Source organism: Oscillibacter sp., from assembly GCF_040505565.1.
In the GTDB taxonomy this organism is placed as follows: domain Bacteria; phylum Bacillota; class Clostridia; order Oscillospirales; family Oscillospiraceae; genus Oscillibacter.
The window spans coordinates 12502-33349 of the sequence record NZ_JBEUWZ010000025.1 but is presented as its reverse complement, the minus strand read 5'-3'; the positions used below and the strand labels follow the sequence as shown (position 1 = coordinate 33349).

The following is a 20848-nucleotide window of genomic DNA, read 5'->3' as shown; positions in this document are numbered from 1 at the left end:
ACCATGTTTGCCGGACAAAGCAAACGTGCGTAAAAATACGGATGGAGAGGTGCTTTTTCAGAAGATTGGCTTATCGGATGCGACGATCTCAAGCCTCAGGAATTCCCTGAATTTCCAGCAGCTCCACAACGTGCTGCCCGGTGGCGGTCAGGGCCATGCTGCCCCTGTGGGGGTAGACCTTATATGCCGCATAGTTAAAGTTCGCCAGCGGCAAATCATAATCCAGCCGAATCAACCGTTTTTGATAGAGCGCGGTAATGATCTTTTCATACTCCTCTACGGTATACCGATCACTCTCCAGATAGATCGGGGCCTCGGAATCCGCCCGCCGGGCTACGGGGAGAAAGGGAGTCTGGGCAAAATCCAGCAGCAAATCGATCTCGGCTTGCGTCATCTGCAGAGTTCCTCCGCAGCCATCGCAGCCGCCGCAACCACCGCTACCGCAATGATCATGTTCACAGCTCATGCGTCCACCTTCAATCTCCAGAAATGGATTCTTTATAATCCAGCCTTAGCTGTAAGTAATGACCTTCTGTGCTTCAATTTTGCTTGGTAATTATAGCATGGACGAAGAGGTAAATCCACAGCATTTTTTGCAGCAGCAGGCCGAAATATACCTGCAATGCGCTGCATCGTCATCTTAGTTTTAAGCTGCGCTGCTTTGCGCTGGGGTGTTTTCGGAGCTGTCGGCTGAGGCGGACTGTGTGCAGGTCCGCCCGGTGCTTGTAGACCACGCCATCCATCTTTTTCTTGAGTTCCACAAAGGACTGGAAATCCGGTGCGCCGCAGAGAGCAGGAACTTCAGTTCCACGCGGCGGAATACGCTTTGATAACCGTTCATATCGTTCTCCTTTTATTACCAAGGGACTGCAGCCCCTTATTCGGTATGGCGTCAGTTTAAAAGAAATATTGAACAAGATAAAAAGCAGGTAAAATTTCAAAAGAAATTTTACCTGCTTTTTACTGTGTGAAAAAAGGAGCTTTATTTTCTCAGCGCCAGCGTTTTTTCGTATGCCGCAATGACCGCGCCCATCGCCGCCGCTCGGAATCCGCTCTGCTCCAGTGCCCGGACGCCCTGAATGGTGGTCCCGCCAGGAGAGCACACCGCATCCTTCAGTACGCCGGGATGCTTTCCGCTCGTCTGCTGAAGACGGGCGGAGCCTACCACCATCTGCGCCGCCAACTCCATGGCCGCCGCCCGGGGTAAGCCGCAGGCCACGCCCCCGTCCGCAAGCGCCTCCAGAAACAGATCCACATAGGCCGGACCGCAGCCGGAGACTGCGCTTCCGGCGTCGATCAGATGCTCGGGCAGCGCGATCAGCTTTCCGGAGCCTGTCATGTCGGAGAGAAAGGTTTTCTCCTCTTCCACCGTTACCTCCGTGCCGCAGGCATAAAGCGTCATACCTTCTCCAATGGAGCAGGGGGTGTTGGGCATAATGCGGATGACGGGATACGCTCCTCCCACCATCTGCTGGATGTTGGCAATGGTCAGGCCCGCCGCCATGGTCACCAGAATGAATCGGGTCTTCCGCGCGGCCAGCAGGGGACCGATCTGCGTCAAAAGTCCCTCCATCATTTGGGGCTTCACGCCCAGAAAGATAAAGTCGGCGCTTTCGGCGATGGCGCTGTTATCGGTAACCCGGCAGCCCAGTTCCTCCGCCAGCGCTTTGGCCTTTTCCAAAGTGTGGTTGGCCAGAAAGATCTCATCCGGTTCCGCCGTGCGGCAGACGGCCCGCGCCAGCGCGCCGCCCATATTGCCCACGCCGATGAATCCATAAGTCGCCATATTCATACTACCTTTCGTTCTTTCATTTCCCGTGCCCGACGATAAACAGACCCCGCCAAAGTAGGGAGGAGTGCCGCATTCCAAAAGCAGCCCCTGATTTAGGGCATACTGCCTGCGCACCCCTTATTCCCGGATCTGGCCCTCGCCGTAGATCACATATTTGCAGCTGGTCAGTTCCTCAAGGCCCATGGGGCCGCGGGCGTGCATTTTCTGCGTGGAGATGCCGATCTCCGCACCCAGGCCGAACTCGCCGCCGTCGGTGAACCGGGTGGAGGCGTTGACATAGACCGCAGCCGCGTCAACCGCGTCCAGAAAGTGCTGGGCGGTGAAGTAGTTCTTTGTGATAATGGATTCGGAGTGGCCGGTGCCGTGTGCATTGATGAAATCAATGGCCTCCGCCGCGTTTTTCACCACATGAACCGCAAGAATATAGTCGTCATACTCCGCGTCCCAGTCGGACTCCTGCGCCGCGATTCCGTCCCCGCCCACGAGGGCCAGAGCGGCCTTGTCGCACCGCAGTTCCACGTTTTTGGTCTTCAGCAGGGGGACGGCTTTTTGGAAAAAGTCCGCCGCGATGTCCTGCGCCACCAGCACGCATTCCGTTGCATTGCACACGGAGGGACGGGAGCATTTCGCGTTGTACAAAATCCTGGCGCCCATATCCAGATCTGCTTCGCTGTCGATGTAGACGTGGCACACGCCCTCGCCGGTGCGGATGACGGGAACGCTGGCGTTTTTAGCGACGGAGCGGATCAGGTTCGCGCCGCCCCGGGGAATGAGCACGTCCACATATGCCGTCAGGTGCATCAGCTCATTGGCGGACTCATGGCTGGTGTCCTGCACCAGAGAGATGCAGTCTGCCGGCAGGCCCGCGCTCTCCAGCGCTCCGCGCATCAGCTCCACCACGGCGCGGTTGGAGCGGATGGCTTCCTTCCCGCCCCGCAGAATGCAGGCGTTGCCGGATTTCAGGCACAGCGCCGCCGCGTCCACGGTGACATTGGGCCGGGCCTCGTAAATGATGGCAATGACGCCCAGAGGGACTCGCCGCCGCCCGATAATCAGCCCATTGGGCCGGGTCTCCATTTTTGTGACTGTGCCGATGGGATCGGGGAGCGCCGCCACCTGACGAATGCCGTCCACGATGCCTGCGATGCGCTCCTGCGTTAAGGTCAGCCGGTCCAGCATAGCCGGACGCATTCCGGTCTCCTTCGCGGCGGCCACGTCCTCCGCGTTGGCGCAGAGCCACACGTCCTGCTTTTCCGCCAGAGCTTTGGCTATGGCTTCCAGCGCGGCGTTTTTTCTTGCGGAGCCCGCAATTGCCAGCGTCCGCCCGGCGGATTTGGCCAGTTCGCCCTGCCGCTCTAATACAGTCATATCCCGTGCCTCCTTATTTTGCAGCCAGAAATCGGGTTCCGATATCCTGACCGTTTACGATGTCGTACAGGTCCTCTGTCCGCTGGCCGTTGGTGATGACCATGTCGCACCCGGCATCCATGGCGATCCGCGCGGCGGAGAGCTTGGTGGACATGCCGCCGGTACCGCGCCAGGAGCCGGCGCCGCCGGCCATTTCCAGAATTTCCGGGGTCAGAGTCTCCACGCGGTGAATGAGCTGCGCCTCCGGGTGAGAATGGGGGTCCGCGTCGTACAGCCCGTCAATGTCTGAGATCAGGATCAGAAGACGGGCCCGGCACAGACGGGCAACAATGGCAGACAGGGTATCATTGTCGCCCAGAACCTTATGCTGCCCGGTTTCGATCTCCGCCGAGGATACGGAGTCGTTTTCATTCACCACGGGGATAATGCCCATGCTCAAAAGCGCTTCAAATGTGCTGGAGAGGTGGGCTGCTCGGGTGGGGTCATCCACGTCGTCTCCCGTCAGCAGGATCTGCGAGACGATGCGGTTATACTCGCAGAACAGCTTGTCGTAAATATGCATCATGCGGCACTGGCCCACTGCCGCCGCGGCTTGCTTCATCCGCAGTTCTTTCGGCCGTTCCGGCAAGCTCAGCCGGGCGGTGCCGATGGCGATGGCGCCGGAGGATACCAAAATCACCTGATGTCCCATTCCGCTCAGATCCGCCAGCACCCGCACAAGCTGCTCCATGCGGTGCAGATTCAGCGCGCCGGAATCATGGGTGAGAGTCGATGTGCCCACCTTCACCACGATACGCTGGGTATTCAATCCGTCAGCTCCCTTCAAGGAAATTTCTCTCTTGTAAGTTTTTTATAAAAAGCGCGAAAATCTACAAACATACGGTTACGCTGCCTCCGGATTCAAGAATTTCGGCGAGGAGCGCCGAAATACGCAGATCATGGACTCATTGGCAATCGGACCTTATGTTCGCATAACGCGGCAATTATTAACATTATAGCACCGCCGTTTTTAAAATAAAACCCGATTAATTTCTAAATTTTTGCAGAAGATAGGAGAGAAAGTGAGGGATTCCATGACAGAAGAAACAAAAACCAAGAAAACAACGGAGGACGACGACGCCGACACCAAATCCGATCAGGATACGGATAAAGATAATACGGACAAGGGCGGAACCGGTCCGGAGGAATGGCAACAGCAGATCGTGGACAGCGGCTCCGTTACCACAAAGAGTAAGCGGGGAAATCTCCACTGTCTCACCATTATTGGGCAAATCGAAGGCCACATGACCGCAGCCACCAACATAAAGGCCACAAAATATGAGCACGTAATGCCTCTTTTAGCGGCACTGGAGCAGTCCGACGAGGTAGACGGTGTGCTGTTTCTTCTGAATACGGTGGGCGGCGATATCGAGGCGGGACTTGGCATTGCGGAGCTGATCGCCGGGATGAGCAAACCCACCGCGTCGCTGGTACTGGGCGGAAGCCATTCCATTGGCATTCCCCTTGCGGTGTCGACAAAGCGGAGCTTCGCTGTGCCCTCCGCGGCCATGACTATCCATCCCGTTCGCATGAGCGGCACGGTGATCGCCGCACCCCAGACTTACCATTACTTTGAACGGCTGCAGGATCGCATTGTGGATTTTGTCACCCGCAATTGCGCCATCGACAAAGATAAATTTCTTTCGCTCATGATGAAGACCGGGGAGATGGCGGCGGATGTGGGCAGCGTGATCTACGGCGAAGAGGCCGTTCGCATGGGGCTCATCGACCAGGTGGGGACGCTGTCCGACGCGTTGAACTGGTTGTATGATCAGTTAAAGTAAGCGGATAGTCGAGAACGGTAAGTGCCGAAGCCACTTTACGACCGAAAGCAGGAAAATAAAAAACGGTTCCGCGCCGCCTGCCGCTGAGAGCAGACGGCGCGGTTTTCTCAGTGTTGTCACGCGGCGCGCCACAGGTTTGCCTCGTAAAAATGTCACAAATACAGCAATCCAAAATAAGCAAAAAAGAGAAAGAAAAGAGAAGGATTTGACATTTTTTAGAAAAGCGCTATAGTAGGCCACAATGGGGCGGGCAGTTGCGCCCGCCATTTTTTAGCGCCGGAAATAAAAGATTGGGGCAGACCCATGGCAAAGGAGGCAGCGTAACGTTGAAAATCACAGTTTTAAACCAGACAGATATGCAAAGGGTCTTTACAATGAAGGACGCCGTTCAGGCCGATAAGGACGCCCTTCGGATGTATTCCGCGGGAATGACCAATATTCCGCTCCGTGCCAATCTCGACGTGCCCAAGCATGAAGGACAGAGTCTCTATATGAGCGGCTACGCCGAGCCGGCTGGCGCGCTTGGCGTCAAGATTGTATCCGTTTACCCCAAAAATGTTGAAAAAGGCTTGACGAGCGTCCCGGCGATGATGGTTCTCGTAAACGACGAGACGGGCGAAGTATGCGCCATTATGGACGGCACGTTTTTGACCCGTATTCGTACCGGGGCCGTTTCCGGCGCCGCGACCGATGAGCTTGCGCGAAAGGATAGCAAAGTTTTTGCGCTCTTCGGAACGGGCGGCCAGGCGGAAACGCAGCTTGAGGCGGTATTGACCGTCCGGCCCATTGAGCTGGTGAGGGTTTTTGGCTTGAACGACCACCGGGCGAAGGATTTCGCGGAGAGGATGATGAAGAAGTTCGGCGGGAGATTCGACGTGAAGATCATAGCCGCCCGATCCCCTGAGGACGCCCTGAAGGATGCCGACATCATCACGGCCGTAACCACCGCGAAGGAGGCGATCTTTGACGGAAGACTCGTGAAAAAGGGCGCGCATATCAACGGCGTCGGGTCGTATACGCCCGAAATGGCCGAGATCGACGAATACATCGTGACCCACGCCGATAAGGTGTATGTGGATACGCGGGACGGTGCCCTCAGCGAGTCGGGCGACCTGATCCAGCCGATTAGAAAGGGAGTTTTTAGCGAAGACAGAGTGTCGGGAGAGCTTGGCGAAGTGATTGCCGGCAAAGTCCCGGGACGGGAGTCGGACGACGAGATAACGTTCTTTAACACGACGGGAAGCGCCGTTCTCGATCTGGTAACGGCAAAGCGCATTTACGAATGCGCTCTGAAACAGGGGATCGGCGGCGTTCTTGACATGTAAATGAAAGAAACATCCGGGTGCAAGAGAAAAAAGACCGGATGTTCAGACGGAGTATCATGGGGACAGAGAAAGGGTCGGACAGTCTAGGCTGTCCGACCCTTTCTCTGTTATTTGAGGAATTGACCGACATTTATCAATGTAATTTAGACAAATCTTGAAAAGAAGAGGCCGGTATGTTATGATTAAATGATATGTCAGGTAGGCCTGAGAACCTGTGAGAGGTTACGTGAGCATCTAAACCTCGAAACCCCTTGATAGCAGGGGACTTATGAACTTATGAGAAGAAAGAGGCCGCTTATGTACCTCAAAGCATTGGAAATCCAGGGTTTCAAATCCTTCCCGGACAAGACGGTCCTGAAATTCGGAGAGGACATCACCGCGATCGTGGGCCCCAACGGCTCAGGTAAATCAAATACCTCCGACGCCATTCGCTGGGTCATGGGTGAGCAGAGTGCCAAGGGTCTCCGGGGCGCGAAGATGGAGGATGTGATCTTCGGTGGCACCGCCAAACGGCCCCAGCAGGGCTTTGCGCAGGTGACGCTGGTGCTGGACAACACGGCGCACATCTTTCCCGCCTTGGAGGAATCCGAGGTGGCAGTTACCCGCCGATACTATCGCAGCGGAGAAAGTGAGTATTATATCAACCGCCAGTCCGTCCGGCTCAAGGACGTGACGGAGCTGTTTCTGGACACCGGCATGGGCCGGGAGGGCTACTCCATTATCGGTCAGGGCAAGATCGACGAGATTTTGTCCACCAAAAGCGCTGACCGCCGGGAGATTTTCGAGGAGGCTGCGGGCATCTCAAAATACCGCCACCGCAAGGAGGAGGCGGAGCGAAAGTTGGAGCGTACGGATGAAAATCTGGTGCGCATCAACGACAAAATCGCGGAGCTGGAGCTTCAGGTGGAGCCCTTGCGGGAGCAGGCGGAAAAGGCGAAAAAATTTCTGGTCTTTCGGGACGAACTGCGGCTGTTGGAGATATCCACCTGGCTGGAGGATCTGGACGCCCTAAAGGCCGGGGCCAGAAAGCTGGAATCTGATTTCCTTGCCGCCGAGTCCGCCCGGGACGAGGCCAGAACCCGGTTGGATGCTCTGTACGCCGAGGGTGAGCAGTACGGTGAGCGAATGCGCCGGAAGGACGTGGAGGCGGAGCACCTGCGAGCGGAGGCAGCGGAGCAGGACTCCGACGCGGCGGAACAGGAATCCGCCATCGCTGTGCTGAAAACCACAATCGCCCACAATCAGGAGAACATCGACCGCATGGAGCGGGAATTGCAGGATCAGGAGAGTCGGGCGGAGGGTCTCGCAAAGCAAATCGGGGAGCAGACGGCCCGCATTGCGGAGATCGACCGGCAGACCGCGGAGGAGACCGAGCAGCTGGACGCGCTGCTGGCGCAGGCCCAGGAGGCCGCGCAGGCCGCGGGCGGTAAGCTGTCCGAGGCAGAGCGCCTGCGGGCGCAGGAGACGCTGACCGTCGCCGCCGCTGCCGACGCCCGGGCAGAGGCGTCCGCCGCTGCGGCGGAGAGCGCACAGATTCTGGAGCGCCGGATCGCGGCTGAAACAGAGCTGGCGAATGTCAAAGACCAGCTGACTCAGAACGAAGAAGAAGCAAAATCCAACCGCCGCGCTTTGGAGGACGCCCGGGACGAGGCCGCCGCGGTGACCAACATCATCGCCGGGCATACCATGAAAATGGAAGAGCGCCGCCGGAAGGCCGACGAGGCGGCGGAGCAGGCCGGCAAGCTGACGATCGACGCCGGGGCGCTGGACAACCGCATTCGGATGCTGACGGAGATGGAGAAGGAATACGAGGGCTTTTCCAAGGCCGTCCGGCTGGTGTGTCAGGCGCAGAGCAGTCTGCGGGGTATCCGCGGCCCGGTGGCCGGACTGATGACCACCGAGCGGAAATACTCCGTGGCCATCGAAATCGCTCTGGGCGCGGGCCTGCAAAATATTGTAGTGGACCGGGAAGAGGACGCGAAAGCCGCCATCGGCTTTTTAAAGCAGCGGGACGCGGGCCGGGCCACCTTCCTGCCCCTGTCCGCCATCCGGGGGGACGAACTGCGGGAGAGCGGCGTGGAGCGGGAGTACGGCTACGTGGGCCTTGCCTCCCGGCTGGTGGAATACGACCCCCCATACAAGAACATTTTTGAAAACCTACTGGGCCGCACCGTTGTGGCGGAGGACCTGGACTGCGGCATTGCCATGGCTCGGAAATACGCCAATCGCTTTCGCATCGTCACGCTGGACGGCCAGGTCATCAACCGCGGTGGTTCCATGACCGGCGGCAGCGTCAGCCGCAGCGCCGGCGTTCTGAGCCGGGCGGCGGAGCTGAAGGAGCTTCACGGCAAAGCAGACGCCATGCACCGCCGGCTCTCCGACGCGAAGACGGAGGCAGAGGAGCTGGCACGGGAGCTGGAAAAGGCGAAGTATGAGCTGGAGACTGCCCAGAGCCAGCAGCGGACGGCGGAGGATGAGGTTCTGCGGCTGGACGGTCGGAAGAACCACTTTGATATCCTGATTCAAAGCCTGAAGGCGAGCCTTGAAAATCTGGAGGGCGAATACGGGGCCCTCTCCGGCCGACTGGCCGACAACGCCAAACGGGCGGAGGCCGCGGCGGCGGATATCGCCGCGAAGGAAGCGGAGGCCGCCGCCCTCCGGGCAAAGGCCGACGAGCAGCTTTCCGGCCAGACGGAGCTACTGGCCCGCTCCGGTGAGCTGACGGAGGCCGTCAGCCAGCGGAAGTCCCAGTTGGCCGCCCTGCGGGCGGAGCGGGAGAGTACCGCAAGACGTGCGGAAGACTTGCAGAGCTTGAAAACCGACCTCTCCGGCGACCGCTCCGCGCGGGAGAACATGCTGGAATCCTGTCGTCAGGCCATTGCCGCAGCGGATGGGGAGATCGAGCGGAGGATGGGGGAGATCCAGACTCTGCGCGCGCGACAGCAGGAGCTGCGTGACCGCCTGACCGCTCTGGATCAGGAGAAGATCGCGCTGGAGGCCGAGCGCACGGCCAAGAGCCGTGCCGGTCAGGAGATGAACGAACATCTGCTGGATCTGGAACGCACCGCCAGCAAGCTGGAACAGAAGATCGCCACAGGCGCCATGGAGGAAAAGCAGATTCTGGACCGCCTGTGGGAACACTATGAGCTGAGCCATTCCGACGCGCAGGCCCAGCGCGTGGAGTTGGAGAGCCGCCCCAAAGCAAACCGCCGCATCGGGGAACTGAAGCGGGATATCGCCGCGCTGGGAACCCCCAACATCGGCGCCATTGAGGAATTCGACCGGGTGAATACCCGCTATACGTATCTCAGCGAACAGCGGGACGACGTGGAAAAGGCCAAGGGGGAGATTGCGGGGGTTATCCAAAATCTGACGAAAGAGATGACTGCCATCTTTGCCGAGCAGTTTAAGCTGCTCAGTGAGAGCTTTCAGGCCACGTTTATGGACCTGTTCGGCGGCGGACAGGCGACGCTGGAGTTGGAAGACGAGGATGATATTCTCAACTGCGGCATCGAGATCAAAGCCCAGCCCCCCGGAAAGACGCTGAAGACGATCTCCCTTCTCTCCGGCGGAGAAAAGGCGTTTGTGGCCATTGCGCTGTACTTTTCCATATTAAAGGTCCACCCCACGCCGTTTTGCGTCATGGACGAGATCGAGGCCGCGCTGGACGACGCCAACGTCACCCGCTACGCCCGGTACATGCGCACCCTTGCGGGAAAGACGCAGTTTATCGTCATCACCCACCGCCGTGGTACCATGGAGGAGGCCGACGTCCTTTACGGCGTCACGATGCAGGAGCAGGGCATCAGCAAGATTTTGACCATCAATCTCAACGATATGTCGAAGGAACTGAAATTCAAGTGAAGAGGGAGCTCCGTGTCCGCCAGAAAAAAGCAGGCAATTGTGCTCACATTTCTTGTTGCGGGAGGAGCTTTGGTGCTTCTGGGCAGACTACAGAATCCTGAAATGGGGCGGTTCATCGGCGTGCCGTATATTCTGATAGGGCTCGTATTGGAAGTGGCCTTATTCCGCTGTCCGCACTGCGGGCGGCGTCTGGGAAAGAGTTTCCGGCCCGGGAGGCATTGCCCCTACTGCGGCGAAATAATCGATTAAAGGACGGGTGTTATGGGCTTTTTCAGCAAACTGAAAAAAATCTGGCAGGAGGATATTACCGGCTACGCCATCTCCGCAGACGACGAGACGTTTTTTGACGATTTGGAGGAACAGCTGATTCTGGCGGACGTGGGTATGGAGACCGCCACAGAAGCGGTGGAAAAGCTGCGGTCCAAAATGAAGCGGGAGGGCGTCTCCGGAGAGACGGCAGTCCGCGCGGCTCTCCGAGACATTCTGGCGGAGATGCTGAACGTCGGGGATACGGCTCTGAACCTCTCGGCAAAGCCCGCCGTGGTGCTGTTTATCGGCGTCAACGGCGTGGGGAAGACCACCTCCATCGGAAAGCTGGGACATCAGATGAAGGAAGAGGGCAAAAAGGTTCTCTTCTGCGCGGCGGACACCTTCCGCGCCGCCGCCGCCGACCAGCTGCAGATCTGGGCGGAGCGGGCGAATTGCGAGCTTGTGCGAAGCCGCGAGGGAGCAGACCCCGGCGCGGTGCTGTTTGATGCGCTGGCCGCCGCAAAAGCCCGGAACATGGACGTGGTCTTGTGCGACACCGCCGGACGTCTCCATAACAAGGAAAATCTGATGAAGGAGCTGTCGAAGCTCTCCAAAATTATCGACCGGGAGTGCCCGGATGCCAGCCGGGAAACGCTGCTGGTGCTGGATGCCACCACCGGGCAGAACGGATTGATTCAGGCGCGGACCTTCAAGGAGACCGCGGGCCTCACCGGCATCGTTCTCACCAAGCTGGACGGCACCGCCAAGGGCGGCATTGTCATCGCCATCGCCCGGGAGCTGGGCGTGCCTGTCAAGTATGTGGGGCTGGGCGAGGGGATCGACGACCTCCGACCCTTTGACGCAAAGGAATATGTGGAGGCTATCATTTAAGGAGGAATCTCCATGATTACGATTTTCAACCGTCGGGAGCTGATTACCCTTGCGTCTACGGAGAAATTTTTCAATGTAAGGGAGGCGCTGTCCGCCGCCGGAATTTCAAACCACGTCAAGATCAGAGGCAGCGGCGCGGGCTGGTCCAGCCGGGGACGGGGAATTCCCGGGATGCGGCAGGACGCTATGTATACCTACACGTTTTACGTCCTCCGGGACGACTATAACAAAGCGGCGGCAGCCATGCAAACGGCGCTGCGGAACGGATAAAGGAGAAGAACCATGACCAGAATCGACGGCCGGGCTTTTGACCAGCTTCGGCCCATAAAAATTACCACCGACTTTGTGAAATTCCCGGAGGGAAGCTGCCTCATTGAGTGCGGAAACACAAAAGTCCTCTGCTGCGCCAGCGTGGAGGACCGGGTTCCGCCCCATGTTGCGGAGGGGACCGGCTGGGTGACCGCAGAGTACAGCATGCTGCCCCGGGCGAATCGGGAGCGGAGCAAGCGGGATATTTCCAAGCTGAAGCTGTCCGCCCGCAGCGCGGAGATTCAGCGGCTTGTGGGCCGGTCCCTCCGGGCCGCCGTGGACATGACCAAACTGGGGGAGCGGACGATCAACATCGACTGTGACGTTTTGCAGGGCGACGGCGGGACCCGGACGGCCTCCGTCACCGGCGGCTTCATCGCGTTGTCGCTGGCTCTGCGCAAGCTGGCGGAGGAGGGGGCTTTGAAGGAGATACCTTTGTTAACCTCCGTGGCGGCGGTGTCCGCCGGGATCGTGGACGACAGGCTGCTGCTGGACCTTTGCTATGAAGAGGACTCGGCGGCGCAGGTGGACCTGAACTGCGTCATGACCGGCGACGGACGGCTGGTGGAGTTGCAGGGAACCGGCGAGGGCCGGGCCTTTACGATTGAAGAACAGCGGACGCTGGTGGACCTGTGCGCCAAGGGTATCCGGGAGCTTCAGGCCATTCAGAAAGCCGCGTTGGGAGGTTAATATGGAACCGCTGAAATTTGTACTGGCGACCCATAATCCCGGTAAGCTGAAGGAGATGTCCGCCATTCTGGGGGCTTTGGGCGTGGAGGTGGTCAGTCCCTCCGATCTGGGTCTCACCGTGGATGTGGAGGAGACCGGAGAGACCTTTGCGGAAAATGCCATGCTGAAGGCAAAGGCCGTCTGTGGGTTGGCGGGGCTGCCCGCCATCGCGGATGATTCCGGCCTTTGCGTGGACGCGCTGAATGGCGGCCCGGGCGTGTACTCCGCCCGGTATGGCGGCGAGGAACTGGACGACCGGGGGCGGTATATGCTGCTGCTGAACTCCATGCGGGGCGCTTCTTCCCGTTCGGCCCACTTTGAAACCGCCGTTGCCTGCGCCTTTCCCAACGGAGAAACCCTGACGGCGGCGGGGCGGTGTGACGGGGCGATCGCCTTTGCCCCCATGGGTACCGGCGGCTTTGGGTACGATCCGGTGTTTCTGGTGCCGGAGCAAGCCAAAACCTTCGGACAGATGACGGAGGAGGAAAAGGCAGCGCTTTCCCACCGGGGCAAGGCCTTGCGGGCCTTTGCGGCGGGGCTGGAGGCGTATCTCAGAAACTAGACGCCTGACTGCGGAAAACCGACGTCTTCTGCCGGAGCAAATGCCGTTTTAGTGAGCCTTTGAAAAAAGATTCCTGAAAATGGGGGAAACTTATTGACAAATTCGAGCGTCTGACATAGAACTATAAAAATTAAGGGGAGATCATACTAAATTTATGGAACTGACAAGTAAACAGCGCGCGCAGCTGCGCGGCATGGCAAATACAATTGACACAATTCTGCAGGTGGGTAAAGAGGGCATTACCGACAATCTCATCCATCAGGCGGATGAGGCGCTGGAGGCACGGGAACTCATCAAGGGCCGGGTGTTGGAAAATTCCATGCTCACCGCGCAGGAGGTCTGCGACCAGCTGGCAAAGCCCACCCGCAGCGAGCCGGTACAGGTGATCGGAAGCAAGTTCGTGCTGTACCGGGAGACCCACGCAAGGCCGAAGGACAAGCGCATTGCACTTGTAAAAGAAAGAAAGCGTAAGGCCTGATTTTAAAAAGCAAGGGGGAAGTTCCATGCGGATCGGTGTCTACGGCGGGACCTTCAATCCGCCCCATCTGGGCCATATCACGGCGGCGCGAGCGGTATTTGAACTGCTCAAGTTGGACAAGCTGCTTTTGATACCCGACGCCCAGCCTCCCCACAAGCCCCTGCCGGAGGGCAGCCCCACGGCGCAGCAGCGCCTGGAGCTGACGCGTTTGGCGGGAGAGCAGCTGGGACTGGAGGAAAGGGTGGAAACTCTGGACATCGAGCTGTGCCGCGGCGGCAAGAGCTATACCGCCGACACGCTGACGGCGGTCCGGGCGCTGTATCCGGATGACGAGCTGTGGCTGCTGATGGGAACGGACATGTTTTTGACCCTTCATACATGGCATGAGCCAGAGCGCATCATGGCTCTGGCGGGAATTGCGGCCTTCGGCCGGTCGGAGAAGGACTCGGAGGAGCTGTTTGCCATTCAGCGGGAGCGGCTCTACCAGACGTACCCCTTTGCACGTATCTTCACGCTCACCGTCCCCGGCGTGGTGGACATTTCCTCCACGGACCTGCGGGATAAGCTGGCGGAGGGCGGAGGAAGCTATTATCTGGCCCCGGCGGTATACGGCGCCATTCTGCGGGATAAGCTGTACGGTACGGATGAGAACCTGAAGGCTCTGCCGCTGGAAAAGCTCCGGCCCGTGGCGCTGAGCTTCCTCAAGCACAAGCGCATCCCCCACGTGCTGGGTACGGAGCAGGAAGCGATCCGCCTGTCTGTGCGGTACGGCGCGGACGTGGGGAAGGCCCGGGTGGCGGCCCTGCTGCATGACTGCACGAAAAGACTGGAGATGGACGAGCAAACTGCCCTTTGCCGAGCTTACGGCATCCAGCTGGACCAACTGGAACAGCACGCGCTGAAGCTGCTGCACGCCAAGACCGGCGCGGCCATCGCACGGGATGCCTTCGGCGTGGACAACGAGATCTACACAGCAATTTTCTGGCACACCACGGGCCATGCCAACATGACGCTTCTGGAAAAGATCATGTACCTCGCGGATTACATCGAGCCTACCCGTGACTTTCCCGGTGTGGACGGGCTGCGGGCGGCGTGTTATGAAGATCTGGACAAGGGGCTGCGGATGGGCCTTGAAATGACGATTCAGGAAATGCATGACCGGGGCAACCCGGTCCACAGCGCCACGCTGGAAGCGGATGAGTATCTGAAAGGAAACTAATAAACAGACGATGAACGACTATAGAGAGGCTAAGAACGGGGGACAGAAAAAGTCCTCACAGGGATCGGAGCGGAAAGCAAAGCACAAAAGCCGCCTGACGGGAAAGCAAAAGATCCTGCTTTCCGTGGCAATCGTGCTGACTGTGGTTTTGGCGGTGACGCTGGCGTATCGGGCAATATTTGTCAAGCCGGAGCTGATCCCAAAAGACCCGGACTCCTCCGTGGAGGAGATTGACTACGGCGACGGCGTCCGCCCCCGCAGCGACGGAGAGCGGAAGAGCAAGGATTATTACACCATTCTGGTGATGGGCCGTGACACCGGCGGCGGAGGCAATACGGATACCATGATGCTGGCCAGTTATGACGTGACCAACCAGAAGCTGACCGTCATGAATATTCCCCGGGATACCATGGTGAATGTCTCCTGGGACATCAAGCGCATCAACTCCGTTTATAATTACTACGGCGGCGGAGATAAGGGCGTCAAAAAGGTCTACCAGGAGGTTTCCCAATTGGTTGGCTTTGAGCCGGATTATCAGGTCATCGTCGAATGGGATGCTGTGGGCAAGCTGGTGGACGCCATCGGTGGGGTCTATTTCGACGTACCCAGAAACATGAATTATGAGGACCCCTATCAGGATCTTTCCATTCATATCGACAAGGGCTATCAGCTGTTGGACGGAAAGCAGGCCATGGGGGTCATCCGCTATCGTCACGACAACAACATGAAATACGGCTACGCCAACGGAGACCTGGGCCGCATTGAGACCCAGCAGGCGTTTTTAAAGGCGGTCATCCAGCAGCTTTTGCAGGTAAAAAATGTAGGTAAGATCAATCAGTTCGCTAAAATTTTCGAGGAGAACGTGGAGACCGACCTGAGCGTACAGAATCTGTTCTGGTTTGGCCAGGCGGCTATTATGGGCGGACTAACCATGGACAATGTGAAATTTGTCACCATGCCCAACACGCCGAAATCCTGTTACAGCCGGGTCTATCACAACTACCAGTCCTACGTGGTTCCCAAAGCCACGGAGCTGCTGGATCTGGTGAACAATCAGCTCAGTCCCTTTGTGGAGACCTTTACCCTCAGTGATTTGGATATCATGGCCATCAATTCCGACGGCTCCGTCAGTTCTTCCACCGGACATGTGGAGGACAGCAAGGCCGTGTTCGCCCCGGTGATCCCCTCCAATACGCCCACCGACCCAGTGGAGGAGGAGAACAGCGAGACCGATAGCGGCAAGACTGCAACAGACCCGTCGACCACTGACCCGTCCACCACGAATCCGCCGACCACGGACCCAAGTGTGACGGATCCGTCCACAGCGCCCCCTAACGGAACCACTGGAGGGACTACCGGAGGAACCACCGGAGGAACCACCGGAGGAACTACCGGAGGAACCACCGGAGGAACTACCGGAGGGACCACAGGTGGAACCACCACGACGCCCTCCACCGATGGGACCGGCGGCCCCGCCACCACCGATCCGGGCACGCAGACCACCCCACCGGACAATTCGGTGATCGTTCCGCCGGAGGTTACTACAGTGCCGGACAACGCCTCCGGGACTTAAGGCGCAGGTGTGCCAAATTGCGTCGTATTACTTTAAAATGCCGTGTATTGAGACGGCTTAAATTGAAAGGAAAAATAGAATGACACCAAAGGAAATTGCTCTGGCGGCCGTTCGCGCGCTGGATGAGAAGAAGGGCAAGGAGATCGCCGCCATCGAGATTGCGGACCTGACGGCATTGGCGGACTATTTTGTCATCGCCTCCGGCACGTCCAACACCCAGATCAACGCGCTGTGCGACGCCGTGGAAAAGGCGCTGAAGGAGCAGGGGGAGACGCCTTTGCGCCGGGAAGGCTACCGGGACGGAACCTGGGTTCTGCTGGACTACGGTTGCGTTGCCGTGCATGTATTTTCACAGGAGGCGAGAGAATTTTACGACTTGGAACGCCTGTGGAGGGACGGCAGGCAGGTGGACCTGACGGGACTTCTGACGCAGGACTGAGGAAGACCGTGAGAAAGCTCGCGGATTTTTCTTGACAAAAAGCAAAAACCCCCGTAGAATAGCGATGTTAAAGACGTTGAAGGGATGAAAGACGATCTTGTCTGCCTCAGAGAGCCGGCGGCTGGTGCGAGCCGGTGGAGACATGTTCGTGAATGACTGCTCCCGGAGTTTTCCGCCTGAACCGGAGTAGGGCGGGACGGACGGCCCCGTTACAGGCTGATGGTCCGAGAAGGCGCGTGGAGGTTCGCGGCAGACGCCGATGTCCCAGTCCGGTGCCTTTTCGGGACCCAAGAGAGCCGTCCGGGCGACCGGTGGCTGAATCAGGGTGGTATCGCGTTACAACGCCCCTGACCGCTGCGGTCAGGGGCGCGTTTTTTTGCGTTTTCCCGGCCGGGGCAAAAACCAGAAAGGAACGGTCTTGTAAAATGAAGTATGATTTTACCGGCATCGAAAAGAAATGGCAGGCAAAGTGGCTGGAGGAAAAGCCCTTCGCCGCTGTCAACGGCGACACGTCCCGGCCTAAGTTCTACGGCCTGATCGAATTTCCCTACCCCTCCGGGCAGGGACTGCACGTTGGCCATCCGCGGCCCTATACCGCCATGGACATCATCTGCCGCAAAAAGCGGATGCAGGGGTATAACGTCCTGTTTCCCATCGGGTTCGACGCTTTCGGACTGCCCACGGAAAACTATGCCATTAAAATGCATATCCATCCCCGGAAGGTGACGGAGGACAACATCGCCAACTTCCGCAAGCAGATCCAGTCTCTTGGCTATTCCTTCGACTGGGACCGGGAGGTGGACACCACCGACCCCAGCTACTACAAGTGGACGCAGTGGATCTTCCTCCAGATGTACAAGAAGGGCCTGGCCTATAAGACCACCATGCCTGTGAACTGGTGTACGTCCTGCAAGTGCGTCCTGGCCAACGAGGAAGTGGTGGAGGGCGTGTGCGAGCGCTGCGGCAGCGCCGTCATCCGCAAGGAGAAGAGCCAGTGGATGCTGAAGATCACGGAGTACGCCGAGCGGCTCATCGACGATCTGGACGATGTGGACTTTATTGAGCGGGTCAAGATTCAGCAGCGCAACTGGATCGGTCGGTCCGAGGGTACCGAGTTGGATTTTACCGCCACCAACGGCGACAGGCTGACGGTTTATACAACTCGGTGCGACACCCTGTACGGCGTGACCTATATGGTCCTGTCGCCGGAGCACGAGTATTTGAAAAAGTGGAAGGACCAGATCAAAAACTGGGGCGAGGTGGCCAGCTATATAGACGCCGCGGCCCGGAAGTCCGATCTGGAGCGCACCGAGCTGAACAAGGAGAAGACCGGTGTCCGGCTGGAGGGCATTGAAGCCGTCAACCCCGTCACCGGCGAGAAGATCCCCGTGTTCGTCTCCGACTATGTTCTGATCACGTACGGCACCGGTATCGTCATGGGCGTGCCCGGTCATGACCAGCGCGACTGGGAATTTGCAACGAAGTTCCACCTCCCCATTGTGGAGGTGGTCAAGGGCGGCGACATCACCAAAGAAGCGTTTGCTCTGAAGGACGACACCGGCATTATGGTGAACTCCGGCTTCCTGAACGGAAAGACCGTGAAAGAGGCCATTCCCGCCATGAAGCAGTGGGTCACGGAGAAGGGCATCGGCCGTCCCAAGACCAACTACAAGCTCCGCGACTGGGTTTTCTCCCGTCAGCGGTACTGGGGAGAGCCTATCCCCATGGTGAAGTGCGAAAAGTGTGGTTGGGTACCCCTGCCGGAGGATCAGCTGCCCCTGCTGCTGCCAAACGTGGAGAACTACGAGCCCACGGACGACGGCGAGAGCCCCCTGTCCGCCATGACCGACTGGGTGAGCACGACCTGCCCCCACTGCGGCGGAAGCGCCAATCGGGAGACGGATACCATGCCTCAGTGGGCCGGTTCCAGCTGGTATTTCCTGCGGTATATGGACCCCCACAACGACAAGGCCCTGGCGTCTAAAGAGGCGCTGGAATACTGGTCTCCCGTGGATTGGTACAACGGCGGCATGGAGCACACCACACTGCATCTGCTGTACAGCCGGTTCTGGCATAAGTTCCTCTATGACATCGGTGCGGTTCCCACCAAGGAGCCCTATCAAAAGCGCACCAGCCACGGCATGATTCTGGGCGAGGGCGGCGAGAAGATGTCTAAGTCCCGGGGCAACGTGGTGAACCCCAACGACATTGTGGAGCAGTACGGCGCGGATACCATGCGCCTGCACATCATGTTCATTGGCGACTTTGAGAAGGCCGTTACCTGGTCCAACGAGGCCGTAAAGGGCTCCAAGCGGTTTTTGGACCGCGTGTGGAATCTGGCGGAGTCCGCCTCCGACAGCTATGAGGTGACGCCCGCGAATGAGTCTATCATCCACAAGACCATTAAAAAGGTGACGGAGGACATCGACGAGCTGAAGATGAACACCGCCATCTCGGCAATGATGACCATGGTCAACGAGTTTTACGCCAACGGCGTCAGCCGGGGCGATATGAAGTATCTGCTGCTGCTTCTCAGCCCCTTTGCACCGCATATTGTGGAGGAGCTGTGGGAGGACCTTGGCTTTGCCAGAATGACGGGCAGGATGGCCAGCCAGAACAACTGGCCCTCCTTTGATGAAACCAAGACCGCCGCCGCCACTGTGGAGATGGCGGTGCAGGTGGGCGGCAAACTGAGGGGTACCGTGATCCTTCCCGCCGACAGTGACGAGGAGACGGTCATGTCCGCTGCGCTGAAGGTGGAGAAGGTTCAGAAAGCCACCGAAGGAATGCAGATTGTTAAGACGATCTACATTAAAAACCGTCTGATTAACATGATTGTGAAGCCGCGGTAACCGGAGTCAACGAATGAAGATCGTATTGGTCATCGACCAGTTTGATGACGCCAACAACGGCACCACCATCAGCGCCCAGCGGTTTGCCCGCGCTCTGATCGCACACGGAAATCAGGTGCGGGTCATCGCCTGCGGAAAACCGGCGGACTATAAGTACGCCGTGCGGCAGATGAGATTTCTGCCGGTGGTGGAGCATCTGATTACCAGCCAGGGGATGCGGCTGGCCATTCCCAACCGCCATGTGTTTGAAAAGGCGGCGGCCTGGGCGGACGTGGTGCATTTCATGATGCCCTCGCCGCTGGGAATCATGGGACTGAGACATGTGGAAAAACTGGGAATTCCCCATACGGCGGCGTTTCACTGCCAGCCCGAGAACATCACGTTTTCCATCCACCTTGGCAACAGCCAACGGGCCAACGACTTTGTCTACAGCCGTTTCCGAGACACCTTTTTCAATCGCTTCACGCACATCCACTGTCCCAGCCGTATGATTGCGGACCAGCTCCGCCAGCACGGGTATACCGCTCAACTCCATGTGATCTCCAACGGAATCAGTCCTGCCTATTTCTATCAGAAACGGGAGAAGGAGGATTTTTTGAAGGGGAAATTCACCGTTTTGATGGTAGGGCGGTATTCTGGTGAGAAGCGTCAGGACGTGCTGATCGACGCATGCGCAAAGTCCCGCCACGCATCTCACCTCCAGTTGATTCTGGCGGGCAAGGGTCCCACGGAAAAGAAGCTGCGAAGACTGTGTGAGAAGCGGCTGGCGAATCCGGTTATTATGGAATTCTATTCGCCCCAGCGGTTGATTGAAATCATCGATCAATGCGACTTGTACGTTCATACCTCCGATGCGGAAATTGAGGCTATGAGCTGCATGGAGGCGTTCGCCTGCGGCTTGGTGCCGGTGATCGCTCAGTCGCCCCGTTCCGCAACGCCCCAGTTTGCGCTGGACGAGCGCAGCTTGTTCCCGGCGGGTGACAGTGCGGCCTTGGCCAGGCGCATTGACTATTGGCTCGAGCACCCGGAGGAGCGGGGGGAGATGGAAAAGCGCTACGCGGAAAGCGCCGCAGATTATTCTCTGGAAAATTCCATTCTCCATACGGAGGAGATGTTCCGCATGGCGATTCATGAAATTCGGCCCTGACGAGAGAAGCCGAGACGGTCCCTCCCTCGAAATGCGCCGGTTAGGTGTGGTGCGATTTCACCAGACGGAAATAGCACGGCAATCCGAGACGGGGTCCTCCCTTTGGGGAGGGCCCTCTTTTTATGGAAGCCTGCGATTTCAGCAAAGAAAGAATCTGTGTAAACTTGCGCTTATGCAAAGAAAATGCTACAATAAAACAAATGCAGTGCGCTTAGGCGCATGGACGGA

General features: G+C 58.2%; 18 protein-coding genes and 1 other annotated feature. Of the genes, 13 read left to right on the top strand and 5 right to left on the bottom strand.

What is annotated here, in order from left to right; genetic code table 11:
* Nucleotides 1–88: 88 nt before the first annotated feature.
* The 4 genes from ABWQ15_RS13530 to proB all read right to left on the bottom strand — a co-directional run bounded on the left by ABWQ15_RS13530 (nucleotide 89) and on the right by proB (nucleotide 3992).
* Entirely contained in the window at nucleotides 89–466 is a 378-nt protein-coding gene (locus ABWQ15_RS13530) for a hypothetical protein (protein ID WP_353909309.1), read from the bottom strand.
* A 516-nt stretch (nucleotides 467–982) separates the two neighbouring features.
* A complete protein-coding gene (gene proC, locus ABWQ15_RS13525) occupies nucleotides 983–1792 on the bottom strand; it encodes a pyrroline-5-carboxylate reductase (protein WP_353909308.1) in 810 nt (269 codons plus the stop codon).
* Nucleotides 1793–1909: 117 nt separating this feature from the next.
* Entirely contained in the window at nucleotides 1910–3160 is a 1251-nt protein-coding gene (locus ABWQ15_RS13520; RefSeq protein ID WP_353909307.1) for a glutamate-5-semialdehyde dehydrogenase, read from the bottom strand.
* Nucleotides 3161–3173: 13 nt separating this feature from the next.
* Nucleotides 3174–3992 (bottom strand): glutamate 5-kinase, encoded by an 819-nt coding sequence (gene proB / locus ABWQ15_RS13515; RefSeq protein WP_502919130.1) that lies wholly within the window; start codon nucleotides 3990–3992, stop codon nucleotides 3174–3176.
* A 241-nt stretch (nucleotides 3993–4233) separates the two neighbouring features.
* Between proB and ABWQ15_RS13510 the strand changes: the two genes are divergently transcribed.
* Nucleotides 4234–4983, top strand: a complete 750-nt coding sequence (locus ABWQ15_RS13510) for a ClpP family protease (protein ID WP_353909305.1) — start codon at nucleotides 4234–4236, stop codon at nucleotides 4981–4983.
* On the opposite strand, the gene ABWQ15_RS13505 is transcribed toward ABWQ15_RS13510, so the two are convergent.
* On the bottom strand, nucleotides 4975–5250 hold the full coding sequence (locus ABWQ15_RS13505; RefSeq protein WP_353909304.1) for a hypothetical protein: 276 nt from the start codon (nucleotides 5248–5250) through the stop codon (nucleotides 4975–4977). The two genes, ABWQ15_RS13510 and ABWQ15_RS13505, sit on opposite strands and share 9 nt — an antisense overlap.
* Nucleotides 5251–5309: 59 nt before the next feature.
* Between ABWQ15_RS13505 and ABWQ15_RS13500 the strand changes: the two genes are divergently transcribed.
* The 12 genes from ABWQ15_RS13500 (at nucleotide 5310) to ABWQ15_RS13445 (ending at nucleotide 20620) form a co-directional block, all read left to right on the top strand.
* Nucleotides 5310–6308, top strand: a complete 999-nt coding sequence (locus tag ABWQ15_RS13500; RefSeq protein ID WP_353909303.1) for an ornithine cyclodeaminase family protein — start codon at nucleotides 5310–5312, stop codon at nucleotides 6306–6308.
* Between the two features lie 297 nt (nucleotides 6309–6605).
* Nucleotides 6606–10172, top strand: a complete 3567-nt coding sequence (gene smc, locus ABWQ15_RS13495; RefSeq protein ID WP_353909302.1) for a chromosome segregation protein SMC — start codon at nucleotides 6606–6608, stop codon at nucleotides 10170–10172.
* 261 nt (nucleotides 10173–10433) lie between these two features.
* Nucleotides 10434–11312: a signal recognition particle-docking protein FtsY gene (gene ftsY, locus ABWQ15_RS13490; protein ID WP_353909301.1), complete on the top strand. Its 879-nt coding sequence runs from the start codon at nucleotides 10434–10436 to the stop codon at nucleotides 11310–11312.
* A 12-nt stretch (nucleotides 11313–11324) separates the two neighbouring features.
* On the top strand, nucleotides 11325–11582 hold the full coding sequence (locus tag ABWQ15_RS13485) for a hypothetical protein (RefSeq protein WP_353909300.1): 258 nt from the start codon (nucleotides 11325–11327) through the stop codon (nucleotides 11580–11582).
* A gap of 12 nt (nucleotides 11583–11594) precedes the next feature.
* Nucleotides 11595–12311, top strand: a complete 717-nt coding sequence (gene rph / locus ABWQ15_RS13480; protein ID WP_353909299.1) for a ribonuclease PH — start codon at nucleotides 11595–11597, stop codon at nucleotides 12309–12311.
* Nucleotides 12312–12321: 10 nt separating this feature from the next.
* Nucleotides 12322–12912 carry an XTP/dITP diphosphatase gene (locus ABWQ15_RS13475; RefSeq protein ID WP_353909330.1) on the top strand — a complete coding sequence of 197 codons (591 nt, stop codon included), beginning with the start codon at nucleotides 12322–12324 and terminating at the stop codon, nucleotides 12910–12912.
* A gap of 154 nt (nucleotides 12913–13066) precedes the next feature.
* Complete coding sequence (yhbY, locus tag ABWQ15_RS13470) at nucleotides 13067–13390, top strand: ribosome assembly RNA-binding protein YhbY (RefSeq protein WP_353909298.1); 324 nt, start codon at nucleotides 13067–13069, stop codon at nucleotides 13388–13390.
* A 25-nt stretch (nucleotides 13391–13415) separates the two neighbouring features.
* Nucleotides 13416–14609, top strand: a complete 1194-nt coding sequence (gene nadD / locus ABWQ15_RS13465) for a nicotinate (nicotinamide) nucleotide adenylyltransferase (protein WP_353909297.1) — start codon at nucleotides 13416–13418, stop codon at nucleotides 14607–14609.
* 10 nt (nucleotides 14610–14619) lie between these two features.
* Nucleotides 14620–16182: an LCP family protein gene (locus ABWQ15_RS13460; RefSeq protein ID WP_353909296.1), complete on the top strand. Its 1563-nt coding sequence runs from the start codon at nucleotides 14620–14622 to the stop codon at nucleotides 16180–16182.
* Nucleotides 16183–16261: 79 nt separating this feature from the next.
* On the top strand, nucleotides 16262–16621 hold the full coding sequence (gene rsfS / locus ABWQ15_RS13455) for a ribosome silencing factor (protein WP_353909295.1): 360 nt from the start codon (nucleotides 16262–16264) through the stop codon (nucleotides 16619–16621).
* Between the two features lie 67 nt (nucleotides 16622–16688).
* Nucleotides 16689–16973, top strand: a binding site (T-box leader).
* Between the two features lie 73 nt (nucleotides 16974–17046).
* Nucleotides 17047–19473, top strand: coding sequence for a leucine--tRNA ligase (gene leuS / locus ABWQ15_RS13450; protein WP_353909294.1), 2427 nt, complete (start codon nucleotides 17047–17049; stop codon nucleotides 19471–19473).
* A gap of 13 nt (nucleotides 19474–19486) precedes the next feature.
* A complete protein-coding gene (locus ABWQ15_RS13445; RefSeq protein WP_353909293.1) occupies nucleotides 19487–20620 on the top strand; it encodes a glycosyltransferase in 1134 nt (377 codons plus the stop codon).
* The last annotated feature ends 228 nt before the right edge of the window (nucleotides 20621–20848 follow it).

Coding starts and splice junctions, on each gene's coding strand:
- ABWQ15_RS13530 (WP_353909309.1), bottom strand. CDS start 466: ATGAGCTGTGAACATGATCATTGCGGTAGCGGTGGTTGCGGCGGCTGC.
- proC (WP_353909308.1), bottom strand. CDS start 1,792: ATGAATATGGCGACTTATGGATTCATCGGCGTGGGCAATATGGGCGGC.
- ABWQ15_RS13520 (WP_353909307.1), bottom strand. CDS start 3,160: ATGACTGTATTAGAGCGGCAGGGCGAACTGGCCAAATCCGCCGGGCGG.
- ABWQ15_RS13510 (WP_353909305.1), top strand. CDS start 4,234: ATGACAGAAGAAACAAAAACCAAGAAAACAACGGAGGACGACGACGCC.
- ABWQ15_RS13505 (WP_353909304.1), bottom strand. CDS start 5,250: ATGGCGGGCGCAACTGCCCGCCCCATTGTGGCCTACTATAGCGCTTTT.
- smc (WP_353909302.1), top strand. CDS start 6,606: ATGTACCTCAAAGCATTGGAAATCCAGGGTTTCAAATCCTTCCCGGAC.
- ftsY (WP_353909301.1), top strand. CDS start 10,434: ATGGGCTTTTTCAGCAAACTGAAAAAAATCTGGCAGGAGGATATTACC.
- ABWQ15_RS13485 (WP_353909300.1), top strand. CDS start 11,325: ATGATTACGATTTTCAACCGTCGGGAGCTGATTACCCTTGCGTCTACG.
- rph (WP_353909299.1), top strand. CDS start 11,595: ATGACCAGAATCGACGGCCGGGCTTTTGACCAGCTTCGGCCCATAAAA.
- yhbY (WP_353909298.1), top strand. CDS start 13,067: ATGGAACTGACAAGTAAACAGCGCGCGCAGCTGCGCGGCATGGCAAAT.
- nadD (WP_353909297.1), top strand. CDS start 13,416: ATGCGGATCGGTGTCTACGGCGGGACCTTCAATCCGCCCCATCTGGGC.
- ABWQ15_RS13460 (WP_353909296.1), top strand. CDS start 14,620: ATGAACGACTATAGAGAGGCTAAGAACGGGGGACAGAAAAAGTCCTCA.
- rsfS (WP_353909295.1), top strand. CDS start 16,262: ATGACACCAAAGGAAATTGCTCTGGCGGCCGTTCGCGCGCTGGATGAG.
- leuS (WP_353909294.1), top strand. CDS start 17,047: ATGAAGTATGATTTTACCGGCATCGAAAAGAAATGGCAGGCAAAGTGG.
- ABWQ15_RS13445 (WP_353909293.1), top strand. CDS start 19,487: ATGAAGATCGTATTGGTCATCGACCAGTTTGATGACGCCAACAACGGC.